This is a genomic window from Microbacterium meiriae (assembly GCF_040686935.1).
Lineage (GTDB): Bacteria > Actinomycetota > Actinomycetes > Actinomycetales > Microbacteriaceae > Microbacterium > Microbacterium meiriae.
The window spans coordinates 627,684-652,570 of sequence record NZ_JBFBMF010000003.1; the positions used below are offsets into that span (position 1 = coordinate 627,684).

Annotated in this window: 21 protein-coding genes and 1 riboswitch; of the genes, 19 read left to right on the top strand and 2 right to left on the bottom strand. The window is 70.9% G+C overall.

Annotated elements, in window-relative coordinates:
• The first annotated feature begins 34 nt into the window (after window positions 1-34).
• The 15 genes from AB0P08_RS13125 (at window position 35) to argH (ending at window position 18,837) form a co-directional block, all read left to right on the top strand.
• Window positions 35-781: an amino acid ABC transporter ATP-binding protein gene (locus tag AB0P08_RS13125; RefSeq protein WP_363590154.1), complete on the top strand. Its 747-nt coding sequence runs from the start codon at window positions 35-37 to the stop codon at window positions 779-781.
• 46 nt (window positions 782-827) lie between these two features.
• A complete protein-coding gene (locus AB0P08_RS13130) occupies window positions 828-1,736 on the top strand; it encodes a glutamate ABC transporter substrate-binding protein (RefSeq protein WP_363590130.1) in 909 nt (302 codons plus the stop codon).
• A gap of 63 nt (window positions 1,737-1,799) precedes the next feature.
• Window positions 1,800-2,456, top strand: a complete 657-nt coding sequence (locus tag AB0P08_RS13135; RefSeq protein ID WP_060922531.1) for an amino acid ABC transporter permease — start codon at window positions 1,800-1,802, stop codon at window positions 2,454-2,456.
• Window positions 2,453-3,373 (top strand): amino acid ABC transporter permease, encoded by a 921-nt coding sequence (locus tag AB0P08_RS13140; RefSeq protein ID WP_363590131.1) that lies wholly within the window; start codon window positions 2,453-2,455, stop codon window positions 3,371-3,373. Before AB0P08_RS13135 ends, AB0P08_RS13140 begins: the two co-directional genes overlap by 4 nt.
• 641 nt (window positions 3,374-4,014) lie before the next feature.
• Window positions 4,015-5,055, top strand: a complete 1,041-nt coding sequence (gene pheS / locus AB0P08_RS13145; protein WP_025105270.1) for a phenylalanine--tRNA ligase subunit alpha — start codon at window positions 4,015-4,017, stop codon at window positions 5,053-5,055.
• Window positions 5,055-7,601: a phenylalanine--tRNA ligase subunit beta gene (gene pheT, locus AB0P08_RS13150; protein WP_363590132.1), complete on the top strand. Its 2,547-nt coding sequence runs from the start codon at window positions 5,055-5,057 to the stop codon at window positions 7,599-7,601. Before pheS ends, pheT begins: the two co-directional genes overlap by 1 nt.
• Before the next feature lie 219 nt (window positions 7,602-7,820).
• Complete coding sequence (locus AB0P08_RS13155) at window positions 7,821-8,792, top strand: NAD-dependent epimerase/dehydratase family protein (RefSeq protein WP_363590133.1); 972 nt, start codon at window positions 7,821-7,823, stop codon at window positions 8,790-8,792.
• A gap of 7 nt (window positions 8,793-8,799) precedes the next feature.
• Window positions 8,800-8,893: riboswitch (TPP riboswitch) on the top strand.
• A complete protein-coding gene (gene thiM, locus AB0P08_RS13160; RefSeq protein ID WP_363590134.1) occupies window positions 8,885-9,733 on the top strand; it encodes a hydroxyethylthiazole kinase in 849 nt (282 codons plus the stop codon). It overlaps the preceding riboswitch by 9 nt.
• Window positions 9,730-11,877 carry a bifunctional hydroxymethylpyrimidine kinase/phosphomethylpyrimidine kinase gene (locus AB0P08_RS13165; protein ID WP_363590135.1) on the top strand — a complete coding sequence of 716 codons (2,148 nt, stop codon included), beginning with the start codon at window positions 9,730-9,732 and terminating at the stop codon, window positions 11,875-11,877. The genes thiM and AB0P08_RS13165 overlap by 4 nt, the downstream gene beginning before the upstream one ends.
• A gap of 239 nt (window positions 11,878-12,116) precedes the next feature.
• Window positions 12,117-13,214: an N-acetyl-gamma-glutamyl-phosphate reductase gene (gene argC / locus AB0P08_RS13170; RefSeq protein WP_363590136.1), complete on the top strand. Its 1,098-nt coding sequence runs from the start codon at window positions 12,117-12,119 to the stop codon at window positions 13,212-13,214.
• Window positions 13,211-14,368, top strand: coding sequence for a bifunctional glutamate N-acetyltransferase/amino-acid acetyltransferase ArgJ (gene argJ / locus AB0P08_RS13175; protein WP_363590137.1), 1,158 nt, complete (start codon window positions 13,211-13,213; stop codon window positions 14,366-14,368). The genes argC and argJ overlap by 4 nt, the downstream gene beginning before the upstream one ends.
• Window positions 14,365-15,282: an acetylglutamate kinase gene (gene argB, locus AB0P08_RS13180; RefSeq protein WP_268776873.1), complete on the top strand. Its 918-nt coding sequence runs from the start codon at window positions 14,365-14,367 to the stop codon at window positions 15,280-15,282. The genes argJ and argB overlap by 4 nt, the downstream gene beginning before the upstream one ends.
• Entirely contained in the window at window positions 15,279-16,484 is a 1,206-nt protein-coding gene (locus AB0P08_RS13185) for an acetylornithine transaminase (RefSeq protein ID WP_363590138.1), read from the top strand. Before argB ends, AB0P08_RS13185 begins: the two co-directional genes overlap by 4 nt.
• Window positions 16,481-17,410 (top strand): ornithine carbamoyltransferase, encoded by a 930-nt coding sequence (gene argF / locus AB0P08_RS13190; RefSeq protein ID WP_187661865.1) that lies wholly within the window; start codon window positions 16,481-16,483, stop codon window positions 17,408-17,410. The genes AB0P08_RS13185 and argF overlap by 4 nt, the downstream gene beginning before the upstream one ends.
• Complete coding sequence (gene argH, locus AB0P08_RS13195) at window positions 17,410-18,837, top strand: argininosuccinate lyase (protein WP_363590139.1); 1,428 nt, start codon at window positions 17,410-17,412, stop codon at window positions 18,835-18,837. The genes argF and argH overlap by 1 nt, the downstream gene beginning before the upstream one ends.
• A 22-nt stretch (window positions 18,838-18,859) precedes the next feature.
• Here argH and AB0P08_RS13200 read toward each other — a convergent pair whose 3' ends face one another.
• Window positions 18,860-19,444, bottom strand: coding sequence for a DUF1349 domain-containing protein (locus AB0P08_RS13200; protein ID WP_268776876.1), 585 nt, complete (start codon window positions 19,442-19,444; stop codon window positions 18,860-18,862).
• A 59-nt stretch (window positions 19,445-19,503) separates the two neighbouring features.
• Between AB0P08_RS13200 and AB0P08_RS13205 the strand changes: the two genes are divergently transcribed.
• The 4 genes from AB0P08_RS13205 to AB0P08_RS13220 are packed head-to-tail and all read left to right on the top strand — an operon-like array spanning window position 19,504 to window position 23,109.
• Entirely contained in the window at window positions 19,504-20,148 is a 645-nt protein-coding gene (locus AB0P08_RS13205; RefSeq protein WP_363590140.1) for a SatD family protein, read from the top strand.
• The gene (locus tag AB0P08_RS13210; RefSeq protein ID WP_363590141.1) at window positions 20,145-20,930 is read left to right on the top strand and encodes a hypothetical protein; all 786 of its coding nucleotides are present in this window, start codon (window positions 20,145-20,147) and stop codon (window positions 20,928-20,930) included. Before AB0P08_RS13205 ends, AB0P08_RS13210 begins: the two co-directional genes overlap by 4 nt.
• A gap of 52 nt (window positions 20,931-20,982) precedes the next feature.
• A complete protein-coding gene (tyrS, locus tag AB0P08_RS13215) occupies window positions 20,983-22,284 on the top strand; it encodes a tyrosine--tRNA ligase (RefSeq protein WP_363590142.1) in 1,302 nt (433 codons plus the stop codon).
• Between the two features lie 12 nt (window positions 22,285-22,296).
• Window positions 22,297-23,109, top strand: a complete 813-nt coding sequence (locus AB0P08_RS13220; RefSeq protein ID WP_363590143.1) for a DUF4184 family protein — start codon at window positions 22,297-22,299, stop codon at window positions 23,107-23,109.
• A gap of 9 nt (window positions 23,110-23,118) precedes the next feature.
• Here the strand turns inward: AB0P08_RS13220 and AB0P08_RS13225 are convergent, their stop codons facing one another.
• Complete coding sequence (locus tag AB0P08_RS13225; protein WP_363590144.1) at window positions 23,119-24,456, bottom strand: CoA transferase; 1,338 nt, start codon at window positions 24,454-24,456, stop codon at window positions 23,119-23,121.
• Between the last annotated feature and the right edge of the window lie 431 nt (window positions 24,457-24,887).

Consider the following 24,887-nt stretch of genomic DNA (forward strand, 5'->3'; position numbering starts at 1 on the left):
ACCGCGCGCATCGCGTGGCTAGTTTGGAGAAATGATGACCTCTGAAACCCCGCTCGTCGTCGTCGAGAACGTCCAGAAGCACTACGGCGAGTTCCAGGCGCTCAGCGACATCGACCTGACCGTCAACGCGGGGGAGGTCGTCGTCGTGATCGGCCCCTCCGGCTCGGGCAAGTCGACGCTCTGCCGCACGATCAACCGCCTGGAGACCATCACCAGCGGCTCCATCCGCATCGACGGCAAGGAGCTGCCCGCGGAGGGCAAGGCTCTCGCGCACCTGCGGGCCGACGTCGGCATGGTCTTCCAGTCCTTCAACCTCTTCGCGCACCTCACGATCCTCGAGAACGTGACGCTCGGCCCGATCAAGGTCCGTGGCCTGAAGAAGCCCGACGCCGAGGCCGAGGCGATGATGCTCCTCAAGCGGGTCGGCGTCGCGCAGCAGGCGAACAAGCTCCCCGCGCAGCTCTCCGGCGGCCAGCAGCAGCGCGTCGCGATCGCGCGGGCCCTGGCCATGCAGCCGAAGGTCATGCTCTTCGACGAGCCCACGAGCGCGCTCGACCCCGAGATGATCAACGAGGTCCTCGACGTCATGGTCGAGCTCGCCCAGGAGGGCATGACGATGATCGTCGTCACCCACGAGATGGGCTTCGCCCGCAAGGCGGCCGACCGCGTCGTCTTCATGGCGGACGGCCGGATCGTCGAGGAGGCCACGCCCGAGGAGTTCTTCACGAACCCGAAGAGCGACCGCGCCAAGGACTTCCTCTCGAAGCTCCTCACGCACTGACTTCCCAGACCCAGCACCCACAGCACAGCACACGAAGGAGACGCACATGCGACGCACACGGACACTGGCCGGATTCGGGATCGCCACGGTGGCGCTGCTCGCGCTCACGGCCTGCAACAGCGGCACGCCGTCGAACCCAGGAGACGGGGGTGACGGTGATGCAGGTGAGGACAGCACCTGGTTCGAGGTCGCCTCGGACGTACAGCTCGAGGGCAGCCCGACGTTCGACGCCATCGAGGAGCGCGGCAAGGTCGTCGTCGGTGTCAAGGAGGACCAGCCCGGTCTCGGCTACCTCGACGTGACCACGAACGAGCGCACCGGCTTCGACGTCGACACCGCGCGCTGGATCGCGGCGTCCCTCGGCTACGACGAGGACAAGATCGAGTTCAAGCCGATCGCCTCCGCGAACCGCGAGCAGGCGATCGTGAATGGCGACATCGACTACTACGTCGGCACCTATTCGATCAACGACAAGCGCAAGGAGCAGATCGACTTCGCCGGGCCGTACTTCATCACGGGTCAGGGCCTCCTCGTCGCCGCCGATGCGGAGGACGCGGATGCGCTCGAGGACTTCAACGGCAAGACCGTCTGCTCGGCGACCGGTTCCACCCCGATCCAGAACATCAAGGCGAACTTCCCCGACATCAAGACGCAGGAATACGACCTGTACTCCGCGTGCGTGCAGGACCTGATCGACGGCAAGGTCGACGCCGTCACCACTGACCAGGCCATCCTGATCGGCTATGCGGCGCAGTACCCGGACGACGTGAAGGTCACGGGCGGTCTCTTCACGGAGGAGCGCTACGGAGTCGGGCTGGCCAAGGGCGATGACGTCCTCCGCGCGCACATCAACGACCTCTTCACCGACGGTGGCGACATCTGGCAGGCGATCTTCGACAAGAACCTCGGCTCCAGCGGCATCGAGGTCGAGCAGCCCGAGGTCGACGCGTACTGATCCGATGGGGCGGCCCTCGTCCGAGGGCCGCCCCACAGCTTGAACCGAGAAGGGGAGGGTGGCGTGGACGTCATCTTCGGGAACCTCGACCTGTGGGGCGAGGCGATCAGCAACACGCTGCTCGTCTTCTTCGCGGGCGGCATCATCGCCCTGGTCCTGGGAATCATCGTCGGCGCGATGCGCGTTTCGCCCGTGCCGATCGCGCGCGGCGTCGGCACGGTGTACGTCAACATCGTGCGCAATACGCCACTGACACTGGTCTTCTTCTTCTTCGTGTTCGGGTATCCCCAGCTCGGTCTGCCCGAGCTGTCCAACACCGTGCTGGGCATCCTCGCGATCGGCATCTACACGGCCACGTATGTCGCCGAGGTCCTGCGCGCGGGCATCAACACCGTCCCCGTCGGGCAAGCCGAAGCTGCGCGGGCCATCGGTCTCCCGTTCGGACAGGTCATGACGCTCGTCATCCTGCCGCAGGCCTTCCGCTCCGTTGTCCCGCCCATGATGAGTGTGTTCATCGCGTTGCTGAAGAACACCACGGTGGCCGCTGGCTTCTCCATCGCGGAGCTCGCGGCCCTGCGCTCGACGGTAAACGACTCGGCCGATCGGCCGGGCAACCCGATGGAGGTCCTGCTCTGGGTCGCGGTGGTCTTCGTCGCCCTTGTCATGCTGATGAGCTGGGGTCAGCGGTATCTCGAGAACCGATGGAGGATCGCCCGATGAGCTCCGTACTGTACGACGTCCCGGGCCCCCGCGCCATCGCGCGCAACCGGATCATCGCTGTCGTGACCATCCTCGTGGTGCTGGCAGCCTTCGGCTTCGTGATCTATCGAATGATCGAAACGGGGCAGTTCTCCCCGCAGAAGTGGTACGTCTTCACCTTCACCAACGTCTGGGCAGGCATCGCGCGCGCCCTCGTGAACACCCTCGCGGCCTTCGCGCTGGCTGCGGTCCTCAGCCTCATCCTCGGCTTCGTCCTCGCGATCGGGCGGTTGTCTGACCACGCGTGGGTCCGCGTCCCCGTCACGATCATCACGGAGCTGTTCCGCGCCGTGCCGGTCCTCGTCTTCATGATGCTGCTCTACTACGGGCTCCCCGTGGTGGGCGTGAAGATGGACCCATACTGGGCGGTCGTTCTCGCCCTCATGGCGTACAACGGCTCCGTGCTCGCCGAGGTGCTCCGTGCCGGAGTCGAGTCGCTCCCGCGCGGGCAGAAGGAAGCGGGCTACGCGATCGGACTGCGCAAGAGCGGCGTGATGCGTCTCATCCTGCTGCCGCAGGCCATTCGCGCGATGCTCCCTGTGATCGTCGCCCAGCTCGTGGTCACGATGAAGGATACGGCCCTCGGCTTCATCATCACGTACCCCGAGTTGCTTTACTTCGCGAAGCAGCTGACCTCGCAGCAGGGGCGCCCGATCCTGCAGTCCGCCTTCGTCATCGGCGGCATCTACATCATCATGTGCCTGATCCTCTCCGGCATCGCACGTTGGGTGGAGGTGCGCACGCGCCGCTCGGCGAAGGTTCTCGCTGGCGGCACGATCGATCCTGGACCGGACCCCCGTCTGCACGAGGGCGGTACGGACACGCAGTTGATCACGTTGCAGAGGGCTGACAACGGAAACGACTCTCTCCCTCGATAGTCACGCAAAGTCGCTGCCTCGCGGGCAGGGCGAGGCAGACCGATTCGATCGGCCTCCGGAAATCGGGCGTGATGCGCCTGATCCTTCTCCTTCTCTACTCGGGTAGCTCAGGCTCGCGGCGCTGGTCGTCGGCTATCCCGCAGGATGTCCCCCAAACGCCCGACAGACGCCGCAGTGCGGAGGAGCTACCGTCCTACTATCAACTCGCCGGTCGGGATGAGTGTCGTGATGAGAGGGGAACGCATGAGAAGTCTGCGCAAGAAATTTGCCGTCGGTGCAGTGGCGGTGCTCGTCGGCCTCGGAGCAAGCGTGACCGGGGCATCAGCTGCCTTCGCCGGTTACCCGACGAACTGCAGCTATTGGACCGACAACGGTCGCGCGTACGCGTTATGTAACGGCGGCACCGGGTCCTACCGAGTCAGCGGTGTCTGTAAGGGAAACTGGCTCGACAACACGGTGTACGTCAGCGGCCCGTGGGTCACGCCTGGTTCCTTGTCCAAGTCGTCGGCGTGTCCGGGCGGATACACGCTGCGCTACGCCGGTTTGGTGAGCAAAGGTACCCCCTAAAGCTCCCGTGCCAAGGTCGTCATGAGCCGCTACCGGCGCGGGGCGCCCGTCCCGCGCCGGTAGACTCGACTCCCGTGTCAGAGTCTCCGGAAATCACCCCCGAAGCGGTCGAAGCCGCTGTCGCCGACGCCCTCGCGGCGATCGACGCGGCCGCCGACACCGCCGCGCTGAAAGCCGCCCGTGCGGCGCACGTCGCGGAGGGATCGCCGCTCGCGGTCCTGAACGCCTCGATGCGCCAGGTCGCCCCCGAGAACAAGGCCGCGTTCGGCAAGCTCGTCGGTCAGGGCCGCGGTCGTGTGAACCAGGCGCTCGCGGCGAAGGAGGCCGAGCTGGCCGCCGCCGAGGTCGCCGCGCGCCTGGAGGCCGAGCGCGTCGACATCACCGCCGTCCCGTCGCGGACGCGTGTGGGCGCCCGGCACCCGCTCGCTCTCCTGCAGGACCACGTCGAGGACATCTTCGTCGGCATGGGGTGGGAGATCGCGGAGGGGCCGGAGCTCGAGCACGAGTGGTTCAACTTCGACGCGCTGAACTTCGACGTCGACCACCCCGCGCGCCAGGAGCAGGACACCTTCTACGTCGACCCGACCTCGCGTCACCTCGTCATGCGCACGCACACGAGCCCGGTGCAGGTGCGGTCGATGCTGAACCGCGAGGTCCCCATCTACGTGCTGTGCCCGGGCCGCGTGTACCGCACCGACGAGTTCGACGCCACGCACCTCCCGGTCTTCACGCAGTTCGAGGGACTGGTCGTCGACAAGGGCATCACGATGGCGCACCTCAAGGGCACGCTCGACCACTTCGCGAAGCAGCTCTTCGGTCCGGAGGCCAAGACCCGCTTCCGCACGAACTACTTCCCCTTCACCGAGCCCTCCGCCGAGCTCGACCTGTGGCACCCGACCTTCAAGGGCGGCGCGCGCTGGATCGAGTGGGGCGGCTGCGGCATGGTCAACCCGAACGTGCTGCGCGCGGCCGGGATCGACCCCGAGGTGTACAGCGGCTTCGCGTTCGGCATGGGCATCGAGCGGGGCCTGATGTTCCGCAGCGATGTGCAGGACATGCGCGACATGGCCGAGGGCGATGTCCGTTTCAGCGAGCAGTACGGGATGGTGGTGTGATGCGCGTCCCGCTTTCGTGGCTGCGTGAGTACGTCGATCTGGCAGCGGATGCCACGCCCGAGGACGTCCTCGCGGCGCTGGTGACCGTCGGCTTCGAAGAGGAGGACGTGCACCGCTTCGACATCACGGGTCCCGTGGTGGTCGGCCAGGTCGTCTCGCTCGAGCCGGAGCCCCAGTCGAACGGCAAGACGATCAACTGGTGCCAGGTCGACGTCGGCCCCGAGCACGGCGGTGTCCGCGGGATCGTCTGCGGCGCGCACAACTTCGTCGCCGGCGACAAGGTCGTCGTGACCCTGCCCGGCGCCGTGCTTCCCGGTCCGTTCCCGATCGCCGCCCGCAAGACCTACGGTCACGTCTCCGACGGCATGATCGCCTCCGCGCGCGAGCTGGGTCTCGGCGACGAGCACAACGGCATCGTCGTGCTGAGCGACCTCGGCATCGATGCGCCCGTGGGCACGGACGCGATCGCGCTGCTGGGCCTCGACGACGTCGCGGTGGAGATCAACGTCACGCCGGACCGTGGCTACGCGTTCTCGGTGCGCGGCGTCGCCCGTGAGTACTCCCACGCCACGGGGGCGGCCTTCCGCGACCCCGCCGAGCGCGACTTCGCCGAGCTTCAGCCCGGTTCCGGACACACGGCCGTGGTCGACGACCAGGCGCCGGTGCGCGGCAAGGTCGGCGCGAGCGAGTTCGTCACCCGGGTCGTGCGCGACGTCGATCCGTCGCGGCCGACTCCGCCGTGGATGATCGCGCGCCTGAGCCTCGCCGGCATGCGGTCGCTGGGTGTGCTCATCGACATCACGAACTACGTCATGCTTGAGCTCGGGCAGCCGCTGCACGGCTACGACCTGGACAAGCTCACGGGCGGCATCACCGTCCGGCGCGCGACGCCGGGGGAGAAGATGATCACGCTCGACGGCGTGGAGCGGAAGCTGCACGTCGAAGACCTCCTCATCACCGACGACTCCGGTCCCATCGGCCTCGCCGGCGTCATGGGCGGCGGCACCACCGAGATGAGCGACACCACGCGGAACGTCCTCATCGAGGCGGCGACCTTCGACGCGACGACCATCGCCCGCACGGCCCGTCGGCACAAGCTCCCGAGCGAGGCGTCCAAGCGTTTCGAGCGCGGTGTCGACCCCCTGATCCCGTTCGTCGCGGCCCGCCGCGCAGCCGACCTCATGGTCGAGCTCGCCGGCGGCACGCTCACGGAGGAGGGCGGAGCGCTCTTCGCCGAGGTGTTCGTCGCCGAGATCGAGCTCCCGCGCGGCTTCGTGCAGGGGCTGATCGGCGTCGACTACACCGACGACGAGATCACCGGCGCGCTGACGACGATCGGGGCCGAGGTCAGCCCTTCGACAGGCTCAGGGACCCAGGCCGAAGGCGCAGGGACCCAGGGTGACTCCGGGTGGACGGTCATCCCGCCGACCTGGCGCCCCGACCTCACCGACAAGTGGACGCTCGCCGAGGAGGTCGCCCGCATCCACGGGCTCGACCGCATCCCCTCCGTGCTGCCGACGCCGCCGTCCGGCCGCGGTCTCACGGCACATCAGCAGGGGCGTCGCCGCGTGGTGAACGCTCTCGCCGCCGCAGGATTCGTCGAGACCCCGGCGTTCCCGTTCACGACCGAGGCGCAGAACGATCTGCACGGCTCCGCGTCCGGTGAGCACCTGCCCAGCATCCGCCTCGCGAACCCGCTCGACGGGCAGGTGCCGTTCCTGCGGCGCTCGCTCATCCCCGGTCTGCTGCAGACCGCGCACCGCAACATCTCGCGCGGGCTCACCGACCTCGCGCTGTTCGAGACGGGCGCCGTGTTCGTCCCGGAGTCGGGCGTGAAGTACGGCACCGCCGAGGTCCCGCCGCTCGGCGTCCGGCCGTCGGATGAGGTGCTCGCCGCGCTCGACGCCTCCATCCCGCCGCAGGAGCGCCACGTCGCGGTGCTGCTGACCGGCAACGTGTCGCCGCGCCAGCCGGGTCGTGCCGCCGAGGCCGCCGGGCTCGTCGAGGCGCTCGACGCGGTCCGCGTGATCGGGGCCGCGGCGGGCATCGAGATCGACGTCGTGCAGACGCAGCGCGCCGCGCTCCACCCCGGACGCACCGGTGCGCTCGTCGCCGCCGGCGAGGAGGTCGGCTACGTCGGCGAGCTGCATCCCGCCGTCGCCGAGGAGGCCGACCTGCCGGGTCGCGCCACCGTGCTGGAGCTCGACCTCGACCGGCTGCTCACGCTCGCCGGAGGACGCATCGTGGCGGCATCGCTCTCCACGTTCCCGGCCGCGACGCAGGACGTCTCGCTCACGCTCCCGGCCGAGGTGCCGGCGGGCGAGGTCCGCGCGGCTCTCGCGGAGGGCGCGGGTGCACTGCTGGAGTCCGTCCGGCTCGTGGACGACTACCGCGGCGAGGGCGTGCCCGAGGGATCGAAGTCGCTGACGTTCGCCCTGCGCTTCCGCGCCGACGACCGCACGCTGACCGCCGCGGAGGCCTCCGCGGCGAAGATGGCGGGCGTCGCCGTGGCCGCGGAGCGCTTCGGCGCCGCCCTCCGCGACTGATCGCGATGCCGCGCGGCTTCCTCGGGAGGCCGCGCGGCATCAGGCGTTCGCGCGGCATCAGGCGACAGCAGTGCCGGTGGCCTGTGTTCGCGTGATGGCCTGTGCTCGCGTGGTGGGCTGCGCTCGCGTGACGCCTGTACTCGCGTGACGGCCTGTCCTGCCGCTCCGCTCTGAGCGGAGGCCCTTCCCCCGAGTCGTCGATCCTGATGACATGGGCACATGACGGATGTGCTGATCCTCGGGGGAACCGGATGGCTGTCGGGGCGCATCGCCGCGCATGCACTCGGGGCGGGAGCGACCGTGACCTGCCTGGCCCGCGGCGGTCGGCCGGCACCGCCGGGAGCGACCCTCGTTCTCGCGGACCGCGATGAGGATGACGCCTACGACGTCGTCTCGCGCAGCGATTGGGACCACGTCGTCGACGTCTCCTCCCGCGCCGATCATGTCTCCGGAGCGGTCCGCGCTCTCGGCGACCGCGCGGCGCGCTGGACGTACATCTCCTCGATGTCGGTGTACCGCGACGACGAGACGGTCGGGACCGACGAGTCGGCCCCGCGGCATCCGGCGGCGCAGGCCGGTGAGGACGACGACTACGCGCGACAGAAGGTCGCGGCGGAGGATGCCGTGCAGGCGGGCGTCGGCGACCGCGCACTCCTCGTCCGCCCCGGCCTCATCGTCGGCGACGGTGACCCGAGCGATCGCTTCGGCTACTGGGCGGCGGCGTTCCTCCGGGCCCTGGATGAGCCGGTGCTGCTTCCACCGCTCGAAGGGCGCACGGCGCAGGTCATCGACGTCGAGGACGTCGCTGCGTTCGTCGTGTCCGCCACCGTCACCGGTGCCGTGAACGCGATCGGCGACGTGCGCGACCTGGAGTACGTGCTCCGGACGGTGCGCGCGGCCACGGGGCACGCTGGGCCGGTCGTCGTCGGCACGGAGGAGCGCCTCGTCTCCGAAGACGTTGCGTACTGGGCGGGGCCGCGCTCGCTGCCGCTGTGGCTGCCGCCCGAGATGCGCGGATTCATGACCCGCTCGAATGCGCGGTACCGGCGCAGCGGGGGCCCGCGCCGCCCCCTCGACGAGACGGTGGAGCATGTCGTGGCGGACGAGCGCGAACGGGGCGTGGACCGCGAGCGCCGCGCCGGACTCACGCGGACGGAGGAGCGGGCGCTGCTCGACGCCCTCGCTCGCTAGACTGCGAGGCAGTGACACGGGGTGCCGCATCCGCGGCTGAGATCACACCCGTCGAACCTGATCTAGTTCGTACTAGCGAAGGGATGTCGCCGATGAGCGATCCTGTGCGTCCGCAATCCGTCCTCGACCTCGCCGTCACCGCGGGAAGGCTGCGGGAGGAGGTCCGGGCCACGCCGCCGTTGACGCACTGCATCACGAACGCCGTCGTGACGGGGTTCACCGCCAACGTGCTGCTGGCGCTCGGGGCGGCGCCGGCCATGGTCGACATCGTCGGCGAGGCCGAGCCGTTCGCCGCTGCCGCCTCGGGGCTTCTCATCAACCTCGGGACGCCGACCCCGGAGCAGCGGGAGGCGAGCAGGGAGGCCGTGGCGGGAGCGCTCGCCGCCGGCACGCCGTGGGTACTCGATCCCGTTGCGATCGGCACCCTCCCGGTGCGGACGGCGCTCGCGCACGAGCTCGCCGCGCTGCGCCCCACCGCCATCCGCGGCAACGCGTCGGAGATCCTCGCGCTGGCCGGACACAGCAGTGGCGGCCGCGGTGTCGACGCGACGGACGGGACCGAGGCGGCGGCTGCGGCGGCCCGCGAGCTCGCCCACCGGCACGGCTCCCTGGTCGCCGTCTCGGGCCCGATCGACCTCCTCACCGACGGGGAGCGGGTGATCCGCATCGCCAACGGGCATGAGCTCCTCACACGGGTGACCGGCGGCGGGTGTGCCCTGGGCGCCGTGATGGCGGCGTTCCTCGGGGCGGCCCGTGGCTCCGCGACAGATGCGCTGACGGCGGTGGCCGCGGCGACCCTCGTCTACACGGTCGCATCCGAGCAGGCGGCGGAGATCTCCCGCGGACCGGGCAGCTTCGCCGTCGGACTGCTCGATGCGCTGTCCGCCGTGACCCCGGCGGATCTCCGGGACCGCGCCCGCGTCGAGGAGGAGACCCGATGACCGTCGACCTGTCCCTCTACCTCGTCACCGATCGGTCGCTGTGCGGCGCACGCGGGGTGGTCTCGACCGTCCGCGAAGCGGTGGCCGGCGGCGTCCGCATCGTGCAGCTGCGCGACAAGGAGGCGACGGACGAGGAGACCGTCGTGCAGCTCCTCGCTCTGTCCGCGGCCATCGACGGTCGCGCGCTGCTCGTCGTGAACGATCGCCTCGATGCGGCCGTCGAGGCCCGTCGTCGCGGCGCCAGGGTGGACGGGGTGCACCTCGGTCAGGCGGACGCCTCGGTGCTCCGCGCGCGCGAGCTCCTCGGCCCGGAGGCCCTGATCGGGCTGACCGCGAACACCTCCGCGCACCTCGAGAAGGTCGCCGCGCTGCCGCCCGGCACGGTCGACTACCTCGGGGTCGGCGTGATCCGCCCCACGCGCACCAAGCCCGACCACCCGGCCCCGCTCGGCATCGACGGCTTCGCCGCGTTCGCGGCGCGCAGTGCGCTGCCGTGCGTCGCGATCGGCGGGGTGGATCTCGATGACACGGCGGCGCTGCGCGCGGCCGGCGCGGCCGGGATCGCGGTTGTCTCGGCGCTGTGCGCGGCGGACGACCCCCGGACCGCCGCCGCGGCCTTCCGTCGGCGCTGGCTCGGGCGGGCGGTGCCGCACGTGCTCAGCATCGCCGGCAGCGATCCGTCCGGGGGCGCGGGCATCCAGGCCGACCTCAAGGCGATCGCCGCGAACGGGGGCTACGGCATGGCGGCCCTGACGGCCCTGACCGCCCAGAACACGCAGGGCGTCCGCGCCGTGCACGTTCCTCCCGCGGACTTCCTCCGGGCGCAGCTCGACGCCGTCGGTGACGACATCCGCATCGACGCCGTGAAGATCGGCATGCTCGCGGACGTGGAGGTGATCCGGACGGTCGCCGCGTGGCTCCGGGACACACAGCCCCCGATCGTCGTGCTCGACCCCGTCATGATCGCGACCTCGGGGGATCGGCTGCTCCACCCCGATGCGGAGCGCGAGCTGCGGAGCCTGCTGTCCCTGGCGACCGTGGTCACCCCGAACCTCGCCGAGCTCGCCGTCCTCGCGGGTCGCGAGGTGGCGGGCTGGGCGGACGCGCTCGCCGCGGCGCAGGAGCTGTCGGCGGCCACCGGGACGGCGGTGCTCGTGAAGGGAGGTCACCTGCCGGGGGACGAGGCGCCGGACGCCCTGATCGACACGGCAGCCGGTACGCACGCGGAGTTCCCCGGGGCGCGCATCCGGACGGAGAACACCCACGGCACCGGCTGCTCGCTGTCCGCGGCTCTGGCCACACGACTGGCGACGGGCGACGATCCCGCGACTGCGGTCCGCGCCGCGCGCGCCTGGTTGCGGGAGTCCCTCCGCGCGGCGGACGACCTGGAGATCGGGCGAGGACACGGCCCGATCCATCCCTTCTCGGGACTCTGGGCGCGCGGCGGGGTCGAGACCCGGCCGACACCGGAAGAGGTGGCCGCGGCCTGGTGGGACGAGACCGCCGCGATCCGCCGCGACATCGACGCGCTGCCCTTCGTGCGCGCGCTCGCCGAGGGGACCCTCGACCGCGACGCCTTCGTCTTCTACCTCGCGCAGGATGCCCTCTACCTCCGCGAGTACGCCCGGGTGCTCGCGGAGGCGTCACGTCTCGCTCCGACCCCCGACGAGCAGGCGTTCTGGGCCGAGGCCGCGCACGGCGCGATCCGCGGCGAGCTGGAGCTGCACGCGTCGTGGCTGACGCCGGAGACCGGGGTGAACGGCGCGACCTTCGCCGCCGAGCCCGCCCCGGCCACGGTCGCCTACATCGACCACCTGCGTGCCGTCGCCTTCGGCGGGGACTACGCCACGGTGATCGCGGCCGTGCTGCCGTGCTTCTGGCTCTACACCGACCTGGGGGAGCGGCTCCATGCCGGAGCGTTCGGCGCGGCGCCGCGCGACCCCCGGCATCCCTACGCATCGTGGCTGGCGACCTACGCGGATCCGGCATTCGCGGAGGCCACCCGGCAGGCCGTCGCGCATGTCGCCGCCGCGGCCGCGAGGGCCGACGACACCGGCCGAGAGCGGATGCGGCGAGCCTTCCTCGCATCGAGCGCGCACGAACGGGCCTTCTTCGCCGCACCGGTTGCGCACGCTGTCGTGTGACGCCCCGGATTTGCGGTGCCGAACACGCCCGCGCTATCGTCGCGGCATGCCTTCGGTCGCCACCGCTCCTTCGACGCTCGTCCCGAGCGTCATCGCCGTGCGCCGACGTCGCGGCCGCCGATTCTAGGCGACCCCGCCCTTCTGCCTGCGTCCGCGCGGCGGTCGAGTGCCGGTGTCGCCGCCTCCGGCCCCGCCCCCGGTCCCGAGATCGTCGAGGACCCGACCGTTAAGGTAGAAGCATGACGTATTCCGTCGCCGTCTCCGGCGCCTCCGGCTACGCAGGCGGCGAGATCCTGCGCCTCCTGGCCGCTCACCCCGACGTCGAGATCCGCACCGTCACGGCGCACTCGAACGCCGGACAGCCCCTCGTCGCCCATCAGCCGCACCTCCGTTCACTCGCCCACCTGACGCTGCAGGACACCACACCCGAGGTCCTCGCCGGACACGACATCGTGTTCCTGGCCCTCCCGCACGGCCAGTCCGGGCAGTACACGGACGCCCTCGGCGACACCCCGCTGGTGATCGACGCCGGAGCGGACCACCGGCTCACCTCGTCGGCGGAGTGGGACGCGTTCTACGGCGGGTCCTTCCATGAGCCGTGGACGTACGGCGTGCCCGAGCTCCTCGTCGGAGGGGGCAAGGGGCGGGACGCGCTCCGTAGCGCGACCCGGATCGCCGCACCCGGCTGCAACGCCTCCACGGTGAGCCTGAGCCTCGCCCCCGGTGTCGCGGCCGGCGTGATCGACCCGGGCGACATCGTCTCCGTCCTGGCCGTCGGCCCGTCCGGGGCGGGCAAGAGCCTGAAGACGAACCTCCTCGCCAGCGAGATCCTCGGCTCCGCGAACCCCTATGCCGTCGGCGGCACGCACCGCCACATCCCGGAGATCCGTCAGGCGCTCGCCGCCGCCCGCCCTTCGACGGGCTCAGGCCCTTCGACGGACTCAGGCCCTTCGACGGGCTCAGGGACCCAAGACATCCGGATCTCGTTCACTCCGGTCCTCGTGCCGATGTCGCGCGGCATCCTCGCCACGTCCACAGCGCCGATCGTCGAGGGTGTGAGCGACGCCCAGATCCGTCAGGCATGGGAGAGCGCCTACGGCGACGAGACCTTCGTCCAGCTGCTGCCGGAGGGGAGCTTCCCGCGCACGGCCGACGTGCTCGGGGCGAACACGGCCCTCCTCGGCCTCGCGATCGACCGCGCCGCGAACCGCGTGACGGTGGTCACCGCCGTCGACAACCTCGTCAAGGGCACCGCCGGAGCTGCCGTCCAGTCCATGAACATCGCGCTGGGGCTTCCCGAGACCCGCGCCCTCTCAGTGAACGGAGTCGCCCCGTGAGCGTCACCGCCCCCGCAGGATTCGAGGCGGCCGGAGTCGCCGCCGGACTCAAGTCCACCGGCAAGCCCGATGTCGCCGTCGTGGTCAACCGCGGCCCCCGCAAGGTCGGCGCCGCCGTCTTCACGAGCAACCGCGCCAAGGCCAACCCCATCATCTGGTCGCAGCAGGCCGTCGCGGACCGCGTGGTCGAGGCCGTCGTCCTCAACTCCGGCGGTGCGAACTGCTTCACCGGGAGCTTCGGGTTCCAGACGACCCACCAGACCGCGGAGAAGGCGGCCGAGCTGCTCGGCATCAGCGCGGGCGACGTGCTCGTCTGCTCCACGGGGCTCATCGGGACGGGGGACGAGGTCTTCCGCGAGAAGGTCCTCGCGGGTACCGCGCAGGCGATCACCGCGCTGAGCGCGGACGGTGGGGAGAGCGCCGCGCACGCCATCATGACCACGGACACGGTCGCGAAGACCGCTGTGGTGACCCGCGACGGCTGGACGATCGGCGGCATGGCGAAGGGCGCGGGCATGCTCGCCCCGGGTCTGGCGACGATGCTCGTGGTGCTCACCACCGACGCCGTGCTCGAACCGCTCCAGGCCGACGAGGCGCTGCGTCGGGCGACGGGGCGCACGTTCGACCGCCTCGACTCCGACGGCTGCATGTCGACCAACGACCAGGTGACGCTGCTCGCCAACGGCGCCTCCGAGGTCGCCCCCGATCTCGACGACTTCGCCGAGGCGCTCACCACGCTCTGCCAGGAGCTCGCGGTCAAGCTGCAGGGCGACGCGGAGGGCGCGAGCCACGACATCACGATCGAGGTGCAGCACGCCGTCTCCGAGCAGGATGCCGTCGAGGTCGGCCGCTCGGTGGCCCGCAACAACCTGTTCAAGGCCGCCATCTTCGGCAACGACCCGAACTGGGGACGCGTGCTCGCGGCGATCGGCACCACGGCCGCGCAGTTCGACCCGTACGACGTCGACGTGTGGATGAACGGCGTCCGCGTGTGCACCGCCGGTGGCCCGGACCGCCCGCGCGAGGAGGTCGACCTGACGCCGCGAGCGACGCATCTGATGATCGACCTCAAGGTCGGGGAGGCCACCGCCACGGTCCTCACGAACGACCTCACCCACGACTACGTGCACGAGAACAGCGCCTACGCCTCATGACCGACATCCAGGACACCACGCCGGACATCGCGGCCCAGAAGGCGACCACCCTCATCGAGTCGCTGCCGTGGCTGAGGAAGTTCCGCGACCAGATCGTCGTCGTCAAGTACGGCGGCAACGCGATGGTCTCGGACGAGCTGCAGGAAGCCTTCGCCCAGGACATCGCGTACCTCCGCTACGTCGGCGTGCAACCGGTGGTCGTGCACGGCGGCGGGCCGCAGATCTCCGACATGCTCCAGCGCCTGGAGATCCCCAGCGAGTTCAAGGGCGGATATCGCGTCACCAACACCGAGGCCATCGGCGTCGTGCGGATGGTGCTCACGGGTCAGGTGAACCCGCAGCTCGTGTCGAAGATCAACTCGCACGGCCCCATCGCCACCGGCCTCAGCGGTGAGGACGCCGGGCTCTTCGGCGGCCGCCGCCGCGGTGTGATGATCGACGGCGAGGAGGTGGACCTCGGCCGCGTGGGCGACGTGGTCCAGGTCGACCCGACGCCGGTGCTCGATCATCTCGCCGCAGGGCGGATCCCGGTCGTGTCGAGCATCGCGCCCGACCTCGACCACCCGGGGCAGTCGCTCAACGTCAACGCGGATGCCGCGGCTGCTGCGCTCGCCGTGGCCCTCGGTGCGCGCAAGCTCGTCATCCTCACCGACGTGCCGGGGCTGTACGCCGACTGGCCCAACCGGGACTCGCTCGTGTCGCATCTGACGTCGGGCGCTCTCGTGGAGATGCTGCCGCGCCTGGAGTCGGGCATGATCCCGAAGATGCGCGCATGCCTCGATGCGGTCGAGGGTGGCGTCGACGCGGCCGCGATCATCGACGGACGGGTCCCGCACTCGGTGCTCGTCGAACTGTTCACCAGCAAGGGAATCGGGACCGAAGTGGTCCTGGGAGAGAAAGGGGCGACGGCATGACCGTCTGGCAGGACGACGCGGCACGTGATCTCGTGCTCAACGCGGGGGAGCGCCTCGCGCTGCTGACCCGCGGTGAGGGCTCGTACCTGTGGGACGCCGAAGACCGACGCTACCTCGACTTCCTCGCCGGCATCGCGGTGACCTCGCTCGGGCACGCGCACCCGGTGTTCGTCGATGCGGTGTCGCGGCAGGCTGCCACCCTCGCGCACGTCTCCAACTACTTCGCGACCCCGCCGCAGCTCGCGCTCGCGGCGCGGCTCAAGCGTCTCGCCGGCGCGGGGATCGACGGTCGGGTCTTCTTCTCGAACTCGGGTGCCGAGGCCAACGAGGCAGCGTTCAAGCTCGCCCGTCTGCACGGCGGCGCGGAGCGTCCCCGCATCCTGGCGCTGGAGAACGGCTTCCACGGCCGCACGATGGGCTCGCTCGCGCTCACGGCCAAGGAGTCCATGCGCGCGCCGTTCGCTCCGATGCCCGGAGGGGTCGAGCACATCCCGGCCACGATCGACGCGCTGGAGGCCGCGATGGATGACCGGGTCGCCGCCGTCATCGTGGAGCCGATCCAGGGTGAGGCCGGCGTCGTCGAGCTCCCCGTGGGCTACCTCGCCGCCGCGCGCTCGCTGACCCTCGCACACGGAGCCCTGCTCATCGTCGACGAGATCCAGACAGGGGCAGGACGGACCGGCGCCTGGTTCGGGTTCAGCCACGAGGGCATCACGCCCGACGCCATCACGCTCGCGAAGGGCATCGGCGGCGGGTTCCCGATCGGCGCCCTCGTCACCTACGGCGCCGCGAGCGCCCTGTTCACGCCCGGCTCGCACGGCTCCACCTTCGGCGGGAATCCGCTCGCGACGGCCGTGGCGGACGCGGTGCTGGCCGAGATCGAGCGCGCCGACCTCGTCGACAACGCCGCGCGCCGCGGAGCCGAGCTGCGGGAGATCATCCTGGGCATCGACTCCCCGCTGATCGAGGGCGTCCGCGGCCGCGGACTCCTCGTCGGCGTCGCGCTCACCCAGCCCGTGGCGGGTGCGGTGGTCGCCGCCGCCCAGGACCGCGGTCTCATCGTCAACGCCGCCAACCCCGAGACCGTGCGCGTCGCGCCGGCACTCACCATCGGCGACGCGGAGCTGGCGGAGTTCCGCGAGCTGTTCACCGCCGCTCTCTCCGACGTCCACTCCTCCGCCACCGGAAAGGTCCCCGCATGACCCGCCACCTGCTGCGCGACGACGATCTGACGCCCGCCGAGCAGGCGGAGATCCTCGATCTCGCCCTCGAGCTCAAGAAGGACCGCTGGGCGGACAAGAGCCTCGCCGGCCCGCAGACCGTCGCCGTGATCTTCGACAAGTCGTCCACCCGGACGCGCGTCTCGTTCGCCGTGGGCATCGCCGACCTCGGCGGCACCCCGCTCATCATCTCCACCGCGAGCAGCCAGCTCGGCGGGAAGGAGACGCCGTCCGACACGGCGCGCGTCCTCGAGCGCCAGGTCGCCGCGATCGTGTGGCGCACGTACGCGCAATCGGGCCTGGAAGAGATGGCCGCCGGCACGCGGGTCCCCGTGGTCAACGCGCTGTCCGACGACTTCCACCCGTGCCAGCTCCTCGCCGACCTGCTGACGATCCGCGAGCACAAGGGCGATCTGAAGGGCCTCACGCTGACGTTCTTCGGCGATGGCCAGAGCAACATGGCGCACTCCTACGCGCTCGCCGGCGTCACGGCGGGCATGCACGTGCGCATCGCGTCGCCGGAGGACTACGCGCCGCGCGCCGACGTGATCGAGGCGGCCGACCGCCGCGCCGGGGAGACCGGCGGATCGATCACGCTCTTCACCGATCCGGTCGAGGCGGCCGCGGGCGCTGACGTCGTCGTCACCGACACCTGGGTGTCGATGGGCAAGGAGGAGGAGAAGCTCGCGCGGATCCGCGACCTCGGCGGCTACAAGGTCACGCCGGAGACGATGGAGCTCGCGCACGACGACGCGATCTTCATCCACTGCCTCCCCGCCGACCGCGGCTACGAGGTCGACTCCGCCGTCATCGACGGTCCGCAGAGCGTGGTCTGGGACGAGGCGGAGAACCGTCTGCACGCCCAGAAGGCCCTGCTGGTCTGGCTCCTCGGGAAGAAGGACGCGTGATGGCTGACTCGCACGAAGGCACCAACGAGGGCGCGCTCTGGGGCGCGCGGTTCGCCACCGGTCCGTCGCCGGAGCTCGTCGAGCTGAGCCGTTCGACGCACTTCGACTGGATCCTCGCGCCGTACGACATCGCGGGTTCCCACGCGCATGCCACGGCGCTGGCCGCGGCAGGGTACCTCGAACCGGATGAGGCCGCCCGCATGCACGAGGGCCTCGACGCCGTGGCGCGCAAGGTCGCCGACGGCACCCTGCAGCCGCTGCCCACCGACGAGGACGTGCACGGTGCGCTCGAGCAGGCGCTGATCGCCGAGCTCGGTCCGGAGCTGGGCGGCCGCCTCCGCGCCGGACGCAGCCGGAACGACCAGATCGCCACTCTCGTGCGGATGTACCTGATCGATCACGCCCGGGTGATCGCCCGTGACCTGCTGCGCGTGATCGATGCGCTCGTGGCGCAGGCCGAGGCGCACCCCGACGCGATCCTGCCCGGACGCACGCACCTTCAGCACGCGCAGCCGGTGCTGCTCGCCCATCACCTCCAGGCTCACGCGTGGCCGCTGGTGCGCGAGCTCGAACGTCTCGTCGACTGGCGCCGGCGTGCCGGTGTCTCGCCGTACGGCGGGGGAGCGCTGGCGGGATCGACGCTGGGCCTCGACCCCGCCCTCGTGGCGACGGAGCTCGGTCTCGACCGGCCGGCGGAGAACTCCCTCGACGGGACCGCCGCGCGGGACGTCGTCGCGGAGTTCGCGTTCATCGCGGCGATGACGGGCGTCGACCTCTCCCGACTCTCCGAGGAGATCATCCTCTGGAACACCCGCGAGTTCGGCTTCGTCACCCTCGACGACGGCTACTCCACCGGATCCAGCATCATGCCGCAGAAGAAGAACCCGGACATCGCCGAGCTCGCGCGCGGCAAGTCCGGGCGTCTCATCGGCAACCTGTCCGGCCTGCTGGCGACGCTCAAGGGCCTGCCGCTCGCCTACAACCGCGATCTGCAGGAGGACAAGGAGCCGGTCTTCGACTCCGTGCAGACGCTCGAGGTCGTGCTGCCGGCGTTCGCGGGGATGGTCGCGACGCTGCGCTTCCACACGGAGCGCATGGCCGAGCTCGCCCCCCAGGGGTTCTCGCTGGCGACCGACGTCGCCGAGTGGCTGGTGAAGCGGCGGGTGCCGTTCCGCGATGCCCACGAGATCTCCGGGGCACTCGTGCGTGCCTGCGAAGAACAGGGGATCGGGCTGGAGGACGCCTCCGACGAGCTGCTGCTGTCGGTGTCGCCCCACCTCGTCCCCGCGGTGCGCGAGGTGCTCACGATCGAGGGATCCGTCGCGTCGCGCACGGGTGTCGGCGGCACCGCGCCCGAGCGGGTGGCCGAGCAGCGCGCGGAGCTCGTCGCCCGCGCGCAGGCCGCCGCGCACGCGCTCGGCCTGTAGTCGTTCCGGCGGCGACCGCGCCTCAGTGCAGGTCGCCGTCGGCGGCCGAGCGCTCCCACCGGGTGAACCGGACGGTCAGGCCCGCCCGGGTGGGTGCTGCGAGGAACGGTCCTGCGGAGACGGCCGTGTCACCGGCGAAGGGAGCCACCCTGACGAGTCGCCACGGTCCGTCGTCCGCGCGGGCCCGCACGATCATCGCGTCTTCCCAGCGGCTGACCCGGACGGTGATCTCGCTCTCGCGCCAGTCGTCGACGTAGCCGACCGACCAGTCCGAGCGGCCGGCGGTCACGACGGCGCCCAGGCCGAGGTGGCCGTCGGCGAACTCGACTCCCGCCTTGATCCAGTGCTCGTCATCGGCGCGGACGAAGAGGCCCGCCTGGTCGAACTGCCCCTCCCACGGCGCGCGGAAGGCGACCTCGATCGCTTCACCGACCTCCAGCGGGGCGAGCAGTGCATGCTCGGAGTCGTGCACGAAGCCGTACGCGGTGTGACGCCAGGCATCGCTGCCCTCGATCGCGGTGGCGTCGAGATGCCCGTCGATGCGCGTCAGCGCGGGGGCGTGGGTCCAGGTGCCATCGGTCCAGTCGATGATGCGTGAATCAGGCATATTTCCTATCTATAGCCATATGAGGCATAAGCCTCGGATATTCGTGTTACGGTTATCCCATGGTCATCGCCGTGATCGCCGACATCGTGGGTTCCCGAGAGCTCGGGGACCGGAGCGCCGCACAGCGTGCACTCGACGACACCATCGCGCAGGTCGAACGCGACCGTCCGCTGGCGGTCCAGCCGCTCACGCCCACGGTAGGGGACGAGCAGCAGGGCGTCTACCGCGAGCTTCCCGACGCGCTCCTCTCCCTCCTCATGGTCCAGCTCCGGCTCCCTGAGGGCCTCGCGTTCCGCTTCGGCGTCGGCATCGGCGAGGTCCGACCGGTGGCGTCGGTGCACGGTGAGCTGGCCGACGGCCCCGGGTGGTATGCGGCGCGCGCCGCGATCGAGACCGTGCACGCCCGCGAACAGCGCGCCGTGCCGCGCACGCGCACCTGGATTGTCGGAGCCCCGGGCCAGGATGAGGTCATGGAGACCGTGATCGCCGCGTCCAACGCGTATGTCCTCGCGCGCGACGAGCTCGTCGGGGCGATGAGCACGCGCGAGCGCCACCTCACGTACGGGCGCCTGGTCGGCCGGTCCCAGCAGGAGCTCGCCGCCCAGGAGGGCATCTCGCAGCCGAGCGTGTCCAAATCGCTGCGGAGCGCGGGAGCCGCCGCTGTCATCGAGGGTGTGGCCGCGCTCCGGGGGGAGACCGCATGATCCTCGCGGGCTTCGTCCTCCTGGCCATCGGCGCGACCGACCTCGTCCGCCAGTTCGTGCCTCGGCGGTGGATCGGCTACGTCGTGGCCGCGGCTGTGGTCCTCCTCCTCGGCATCGGCGGGGACGCGCTGCTGCCGGCCCTCCTCGGACTCGGTGCCGGAGCGCTGTGGGCCTGGAGCATGCCGGACGAGGGGCCGTCCCGTGCCGGGTTCTGGCCGGCCGTCGCGCTGGCCGCCCTCAGCATCGGCGCCGTGGTCTGGGGCGGATCGAGGAATGCCGCCGGTCTCATCGGTGAGCTCTGGACGCTCCGCTCGCCGTTCGGCGAGGTGCCGTTCGATCTGGCCGTGCTCGCGCTCGGCGCCGGTGTCTTCCTGCTCGAATCCGCCAACCTCGTCGTCCGCGCGGCTCTGGACGGCGAGCACACCTGGCGCCCCGCGGAGGTGGCGGAGCCGGTGCCTTCGGTCGTCGCATCCGCACCGACCGACCAGCCTGCGGCCGATGCCCCTGCGGTGGGGGTGATCCCCGCCGATCCCCGCCACGGCTTCAAGGGCGGGCGGCTCATCGGCCCGCTCGAACGCGTCCTCGTGATGATCCTCACCCTGGCCGCGGCGTATCCGGTGCTCGCGGCCATGCTCGCCGCCAAGGGCATCGTCCGCTTCCCGGAGATCTCCCGCGACGGGGAGACCGGGGCCCGCGCGGAGTACTTCCTCGTCGGCAGCCTCGTGAGCTGGGTCATCGGCCTCGGCGCCGCGTTCCTCGTGTGGTGGGCCGCGCACAGCTGACACCCCTCCGCGCGACGCAGCGGGGCGGTCGTCCGCTGCTAGCCTGGAGCGCGTGTCAACTCCCGCTCTGACGACCGCGCCGCAGGCGATCGACCCCACGTTCGAGAACGTGTGGGACGAGATCGTGTGGCGTGGCCTCGTCCACGTGTCCACCGACCAGGAGGCGCTGCGCGCCCTGCTCGCGGGAGATCCCGTCACGTATTACTGCGGCTTCGACCCGACGGCGCCCAGCCTGCACCTCGGGCACCTCGTCCAGCTGCTCCTGCTCCGCCGCCTCCAGCTCGCCGGGCACAAGCCGCTCGGTCTCGTCGGTGGGTCCACCGGTCTGATCGGCGACCCCCGGCCCACCGCGGAGCGCACGCTCAACACCCGCGAGACGGTGGCGGAATGGGTCGACCGTCTGCGCGGACAGGTCGAGCGCTACCTCAGCTTCGAAGGGGACAACGCCGCCCGCATGGTGAACAACCTCGACTGGACGGCGCCGCTCTCCGCGATCGATTTCCTCCGCGAGATCGGCAAGCACTACCGCGTCGGCACCATGCTGAAGAAGGACGCGGTGGCCGCACGCCTGAACTCCGACGCCGGGATCAGCTACACCGAGTTCAGCTATCAGATCCTCCAGGGGCTCGACTTCCTCGAGCTCTACCGGCAGTACGACTGCGTGCTGCAGACGGGCGGCTCCGATCAGTGGGGCAACCTCACCAGTGGCACCGACCTCATCCACCGGGTCGAAGGGGCGTCCGTCCACGCGATCGGCACCCCGCTGATCACCAACAGCGACGGCACGAAGTTCGGCAAGAGCGAGGGCAACGCGATCTGGATCGACGCGGAGCTCACGAGCCCGTACGCGTTCTACCAGTTCTGGCTCAGCACGGCCGATGCCGACGTGATCGAGCGCCTCAAGGTGTTCACGTTCCTGACCAGGGCCGAGATCGAGGAGTATGCGGAGCACGTGGCGACCGAGCCGTTCCGCCGTGCCGCCCAGAAGCGCCTCGCGCTCGAGGTCGTCGCGACGGTGCACGGCGTCGAGGCGACGGCGGCCGTGATCGCGGCGTCCGAGGCGCTGTTCGGGCAGGGCGACCTGACGACTCTCGACCCGGCGACCTTGCGCACGGCGCTCGACGAGCTTCCGCATGCGACGGTCGCGGCCGGCACTCCGGTCGTCGACGCCCTCGTCGCCACCGGTCTCGTGTCGAGCCTGTCGGAGGCGCGCCGCGCCATCGCGCAGGGCGGCGTCTCCCTCGACGGGGAGCGGGTGGAGGACGACGCCGCGACCGTGCAGGGCACCCTGCCCGGCGGCGTCTCGGTGCTGCGTCGCGGGAAGAAGACCCTCGCCGGCGTCTTCCTGGGCTGACCCCGGCCTCGTATGCCGTTCACTCCGAGCCACGCGATCGTCGCGCTGCCGTTCGTGCGCACGCCGCTCGTCCCCGCGGCGATCGCGATCGGAGCGATGACGCCGGACATCTCGCTGTTCCTGCGCAACGTCGGCCTCAACTACGGCTTCCTGCACGATCCGGTCAACCTCGTGTGGACGACGCTGCTCGCTCTCGGGCTGTTCCTCCTCTGGCGCGTCCTGCTGCGCCCGGCGACCCTGGAGCTGTTGCCGGGATGGGTGTCCGTGCGACTGCCCGCCGGCTGGGGGGCGAGCGGATACCGAGCGGCGATCGAGGCCCTGAGTCGCGATGACCGCCCGCGGTACGCGGGCGGGCGACCGCTGTATCCGTTCCTGCTCGTGTTCTCGACGATGCTGGGCGTGCTCTCGCACATCCTCTGGGATGCGTTCACGCACGACTCGCGGTGGGGCGTGGATCTGCTGCCCGCGCTCGCGGACTCCTGGGGTCCCTTCGACGGCTACAAGTGGCTCCAGTACGGCTCGAGCGCGCTCGGCCTGCTGGTCCTGGCGATCTGGGCTGCACTGCGGCTGCGCCGCGCGACGCCTCGAGCGGACGCGCCCCGAGTCCTTCCGACGTTCGTGCGGGTCGCGTGGTGGCTCTCGCTGCCGGTGATCCTCGTGATCGCGTGGGTCGGCGGTCTGCTCGCGTTCGGTCCGCTGTCCGCCGAGTTCACGGTGCAGCATCTCGCATATCGGGTGCTGCCGCCCGCCTGCGCGGTGTGGGGCGTGCTGACCCTGGTCCTCTGCGTCGTGCTGGCGGTGCGGCGGCCGCGCGCTGCGGTCTGATCCCGCGCCTCACCAGTGCGGCGCGTCCGTGCCCCACCCGTGCGGGGCATCGAACGCCAGGCCGGGGAGCGCCGGCGCGGCCGTCACGATCGTTTCCCCGTCGACGTCGAAGCGGGCCAGGTGGCCGGATGCGTCCACCTCGGGGAGCGCCGACGCGTGGGGCGTCCGCGGCATCCCGAGCAACTCGGCAGCGATCCGACGCAAGGAGGTCCGCACGATTCGCGAGTGCCCGTCGCGGTGGCGGAGCAGTTGCGTGAGGGCGGCGGCCAGGAGGTAGCCGGCGCTGTGGTCCAATGCCTGAGCCGGAAGAGCGCCCGGCCGACCGCCGTCGCCCTCGATCAGTGCGATGCCGCTCTCCGCCTGGACCAGGCTGTCGAAGCCGGCGCGCTCGGGGTGAGACGTGCCCCAGGCGCTGAGCTGGGCGACGAGCAGGCCCGGATACCGTGCGGCGAGCGCGTCGGGGGAGAGGTCCAGGCGCTCCAGGGCCGCAGGACGATAGCCGAGCACGACGGCATCCGCGGTCTCCAGGAGGTCGTGCAGCGCAGCGCCTCGGGCATCGAGCAGCGCGGTGCGCTTGCCGTGACCGGTGTCGAGATGCTGCCACGGAAGCTCGGGGAGGTGCGGCGGGTCGATGCGGAGCACGTCCGCGCCGAGGAGCGCGAGGGTCCGGGTGCACACCGGACCGGCGATCACCCGCGTGAGGTCGAGGACGCGGACGCCGGCGAGGGGAGCGTGCCCCGCCGCACCGGGCGACGGGAGACGTCGGTCCTTGCCCCGTCGTCGGCCGATCGCCTCCGTGACCGCGACGTCCACGACGGGCGTCCGTCGCAGAGCCTCATCGGCCGCGCGGTCCTCAGGGCGGACGGCCACGGCGAGACCTCCGGCTTCGGAGATCCGGCGGACGGCCTCCGCGGTGTGCAGCGTCTCCAGCGTGCGGGCCACGGCCTCCGCTCCTGCCCTGTCGTCCAGGTCCAGCGCGGTGCGAAGCGCGCGGGCGTGGTGCGGGTAGTTGCCGTGTGTCCGGACCCAGCCGTCCGCGCTCGCCCAGAACCCGGAGAGGGGCGCCCACACGGGAGGGGGAGTGCCGCCCACCTCCAGATACCTGTCGCTCCGGTAGGCGACGGCGAGGCGGACGGGGTCGACGCGCGTGAGATCGATACCCGCGGCGAGGGCCACTGCTGCGACGCTGACGAGAGCGAGATCGCCGGTCGCCGTGCGCGACGAGAGCGGGACGCCCCCGAGGGCACGGAGGCCCGAGTCCGCCGGGGCCTGCGACGCGTCCCCGCCCGCCTCGATCACGACGCGGGCGAGCAGCTCAGCGGCGGAGGTGGGACGACCGGGGACCATGGCGAGATGCTACTCCCGGCGGCGAAGTGGCCGGAAACCCTGGCTGATCCGGGGGAATCAGGCGCATGAGGGGCTGCGACACGCCCGGGGGAGTGCACCCGATTTGCCAGACCCCCGGAATCCACGTAACTTATTACTTGTTCGCCCCACAGGGAAGCGGAGAAGCCCAGAGCTTCACCCCCCTCAAGCGGAGAACCACTCCCGATCCTCTCTCACTTGAGAGATCAGACGCTTGCGTCTAGGATGGGAGATCCACCCCTTCTGCGGCTGTCACCGGCTGCGCAGCGGATCCGAGATCCGCACGGCGCGCCGATTTGACAAGCGGGTCGGGATGGCTAAGATAGAGAAGTTGCCCTGCGGGCCTGGTCGTGATGGCTGGGTCGTGGGAGCATCCGATCCTTGAGAACTCAACAGCGTGCACTTGTCAAATG

Bases quoted from the DNA above. Each gene is read 5' to 3' on its own strand.
- AB0P08_RS13220 (WP_363590143.1), top strand. From the start codon at position 22,297: ATGCCGTTCACTCCGAGCCACGCGATCGTCGCGCTGCCGTTCGTGCGC.
- AB0P08_RS13125 (WP_363590154.1), top strand. From the start codon at position 35: ATGACCTCTGAAACCCCGCTCGTCGTCGTCGAGAACGTCCAGAAGCAC.
- AB0P08_RS13200 (WP_268776876.1), bottom strand. From the start codon at position 19,444: ATGCCTGATTCACGCATCATCGACTGGACCGATGGCACCTGGACCCAC.
- AB0P08_RS13140 (WP_363590131.1), top strand. From the start codon at position 2,453: ATGAGCTCCGTACTGTACGACGTCCCGGGCCCCCGCGCCATCGCGCGC.
- argH (WP_363590139.1), top strand. From the start codon at position 17,410: ATGGCTGACTCGCACGAAGGCACCAACGAGGGCGCGCTCTGGGGCGCG.
- AB0P08_RS13210 (WP_363590141.1), top strand. From the start codon at position 20,145: ATGATCCTCGCGGGCTTCGTCCTCCTGGCCATCGGCGCGACCGACCTC.
- argB (WP_268776873.1), top strand. From the start codon at position 14,365: ATGACCGACATCCAGGACACCACGCCGGACATCGCGGCCCAGAAGGCG.
- AB0P08_RS13130 (WP_363590130.1), top strand. From the start codon at position 828: ATGCGACGCACACGGACACTGGCCGGATTCGGGATCGCCACGGTGGCG.
- AB0P08_RS13165 (WP_363590135.1), top strand. From the start codon at position 9,730: ATGACCGTCGACCTGTCCCTCTACCTCGTCACCGATCGGTCGCTGTGC.
- pheT (WP_363590132.1), top strand. From the start codon at position 5,055: ATGCGCGTCCCGCTTTCGTGGCTGCGTGAGTACGTCGATCTGGCAGCG.
- thiM (WP_363590134.1), top strand. From the start codon at position 8,885: ATGAGCGATCCTGTGCGTCCGCAATCCGTCCTCGACCTCGCCGTCACC.
- AB0P08_RS13205 (WP_363590140.1), top strand. From the start codon at position 19,504: ATGGTCATCGCCGTGATCGCCGACATCGTGGGTTCCCGAGAGCTCGGG.
- AB0P08_RS13185 (WP_363590138.1), top strand. From the start codon at position 15,279: ATGACCGTCTGGCAGGACGACGCGGCACGTGATCTCGTGCTCAACGCG.
- argF (WP_187661865.1), top strand. From the start codon at position 16,481: ATGACCCGCCACCTGCTGCGCGACGACGATCTGACGCCCGCCGAGCAG.
- argC (WP_363590136.1), top strand. From the start codon at position 12,117: ATGACGTATTCCGTCGCCGTCTCCGGCGCCTCCGGCTACGCAGGCGGC.
- AB0P08_RS13155 (WP_363590133.1), top strand. From the start codon at position 7,821: ATGACGGATGTGCTGATCCTCGGGGGAACCGGATGGCTGTCGGGGCGC.
- AB0P08_RS13225 (WP_363590144.1), bottom strand. From the start codon at position 24,456: ATGGTCCCCGGTCGTCCCACCTCCGCCGCTGAGCTGCTCGCCCGCGTC.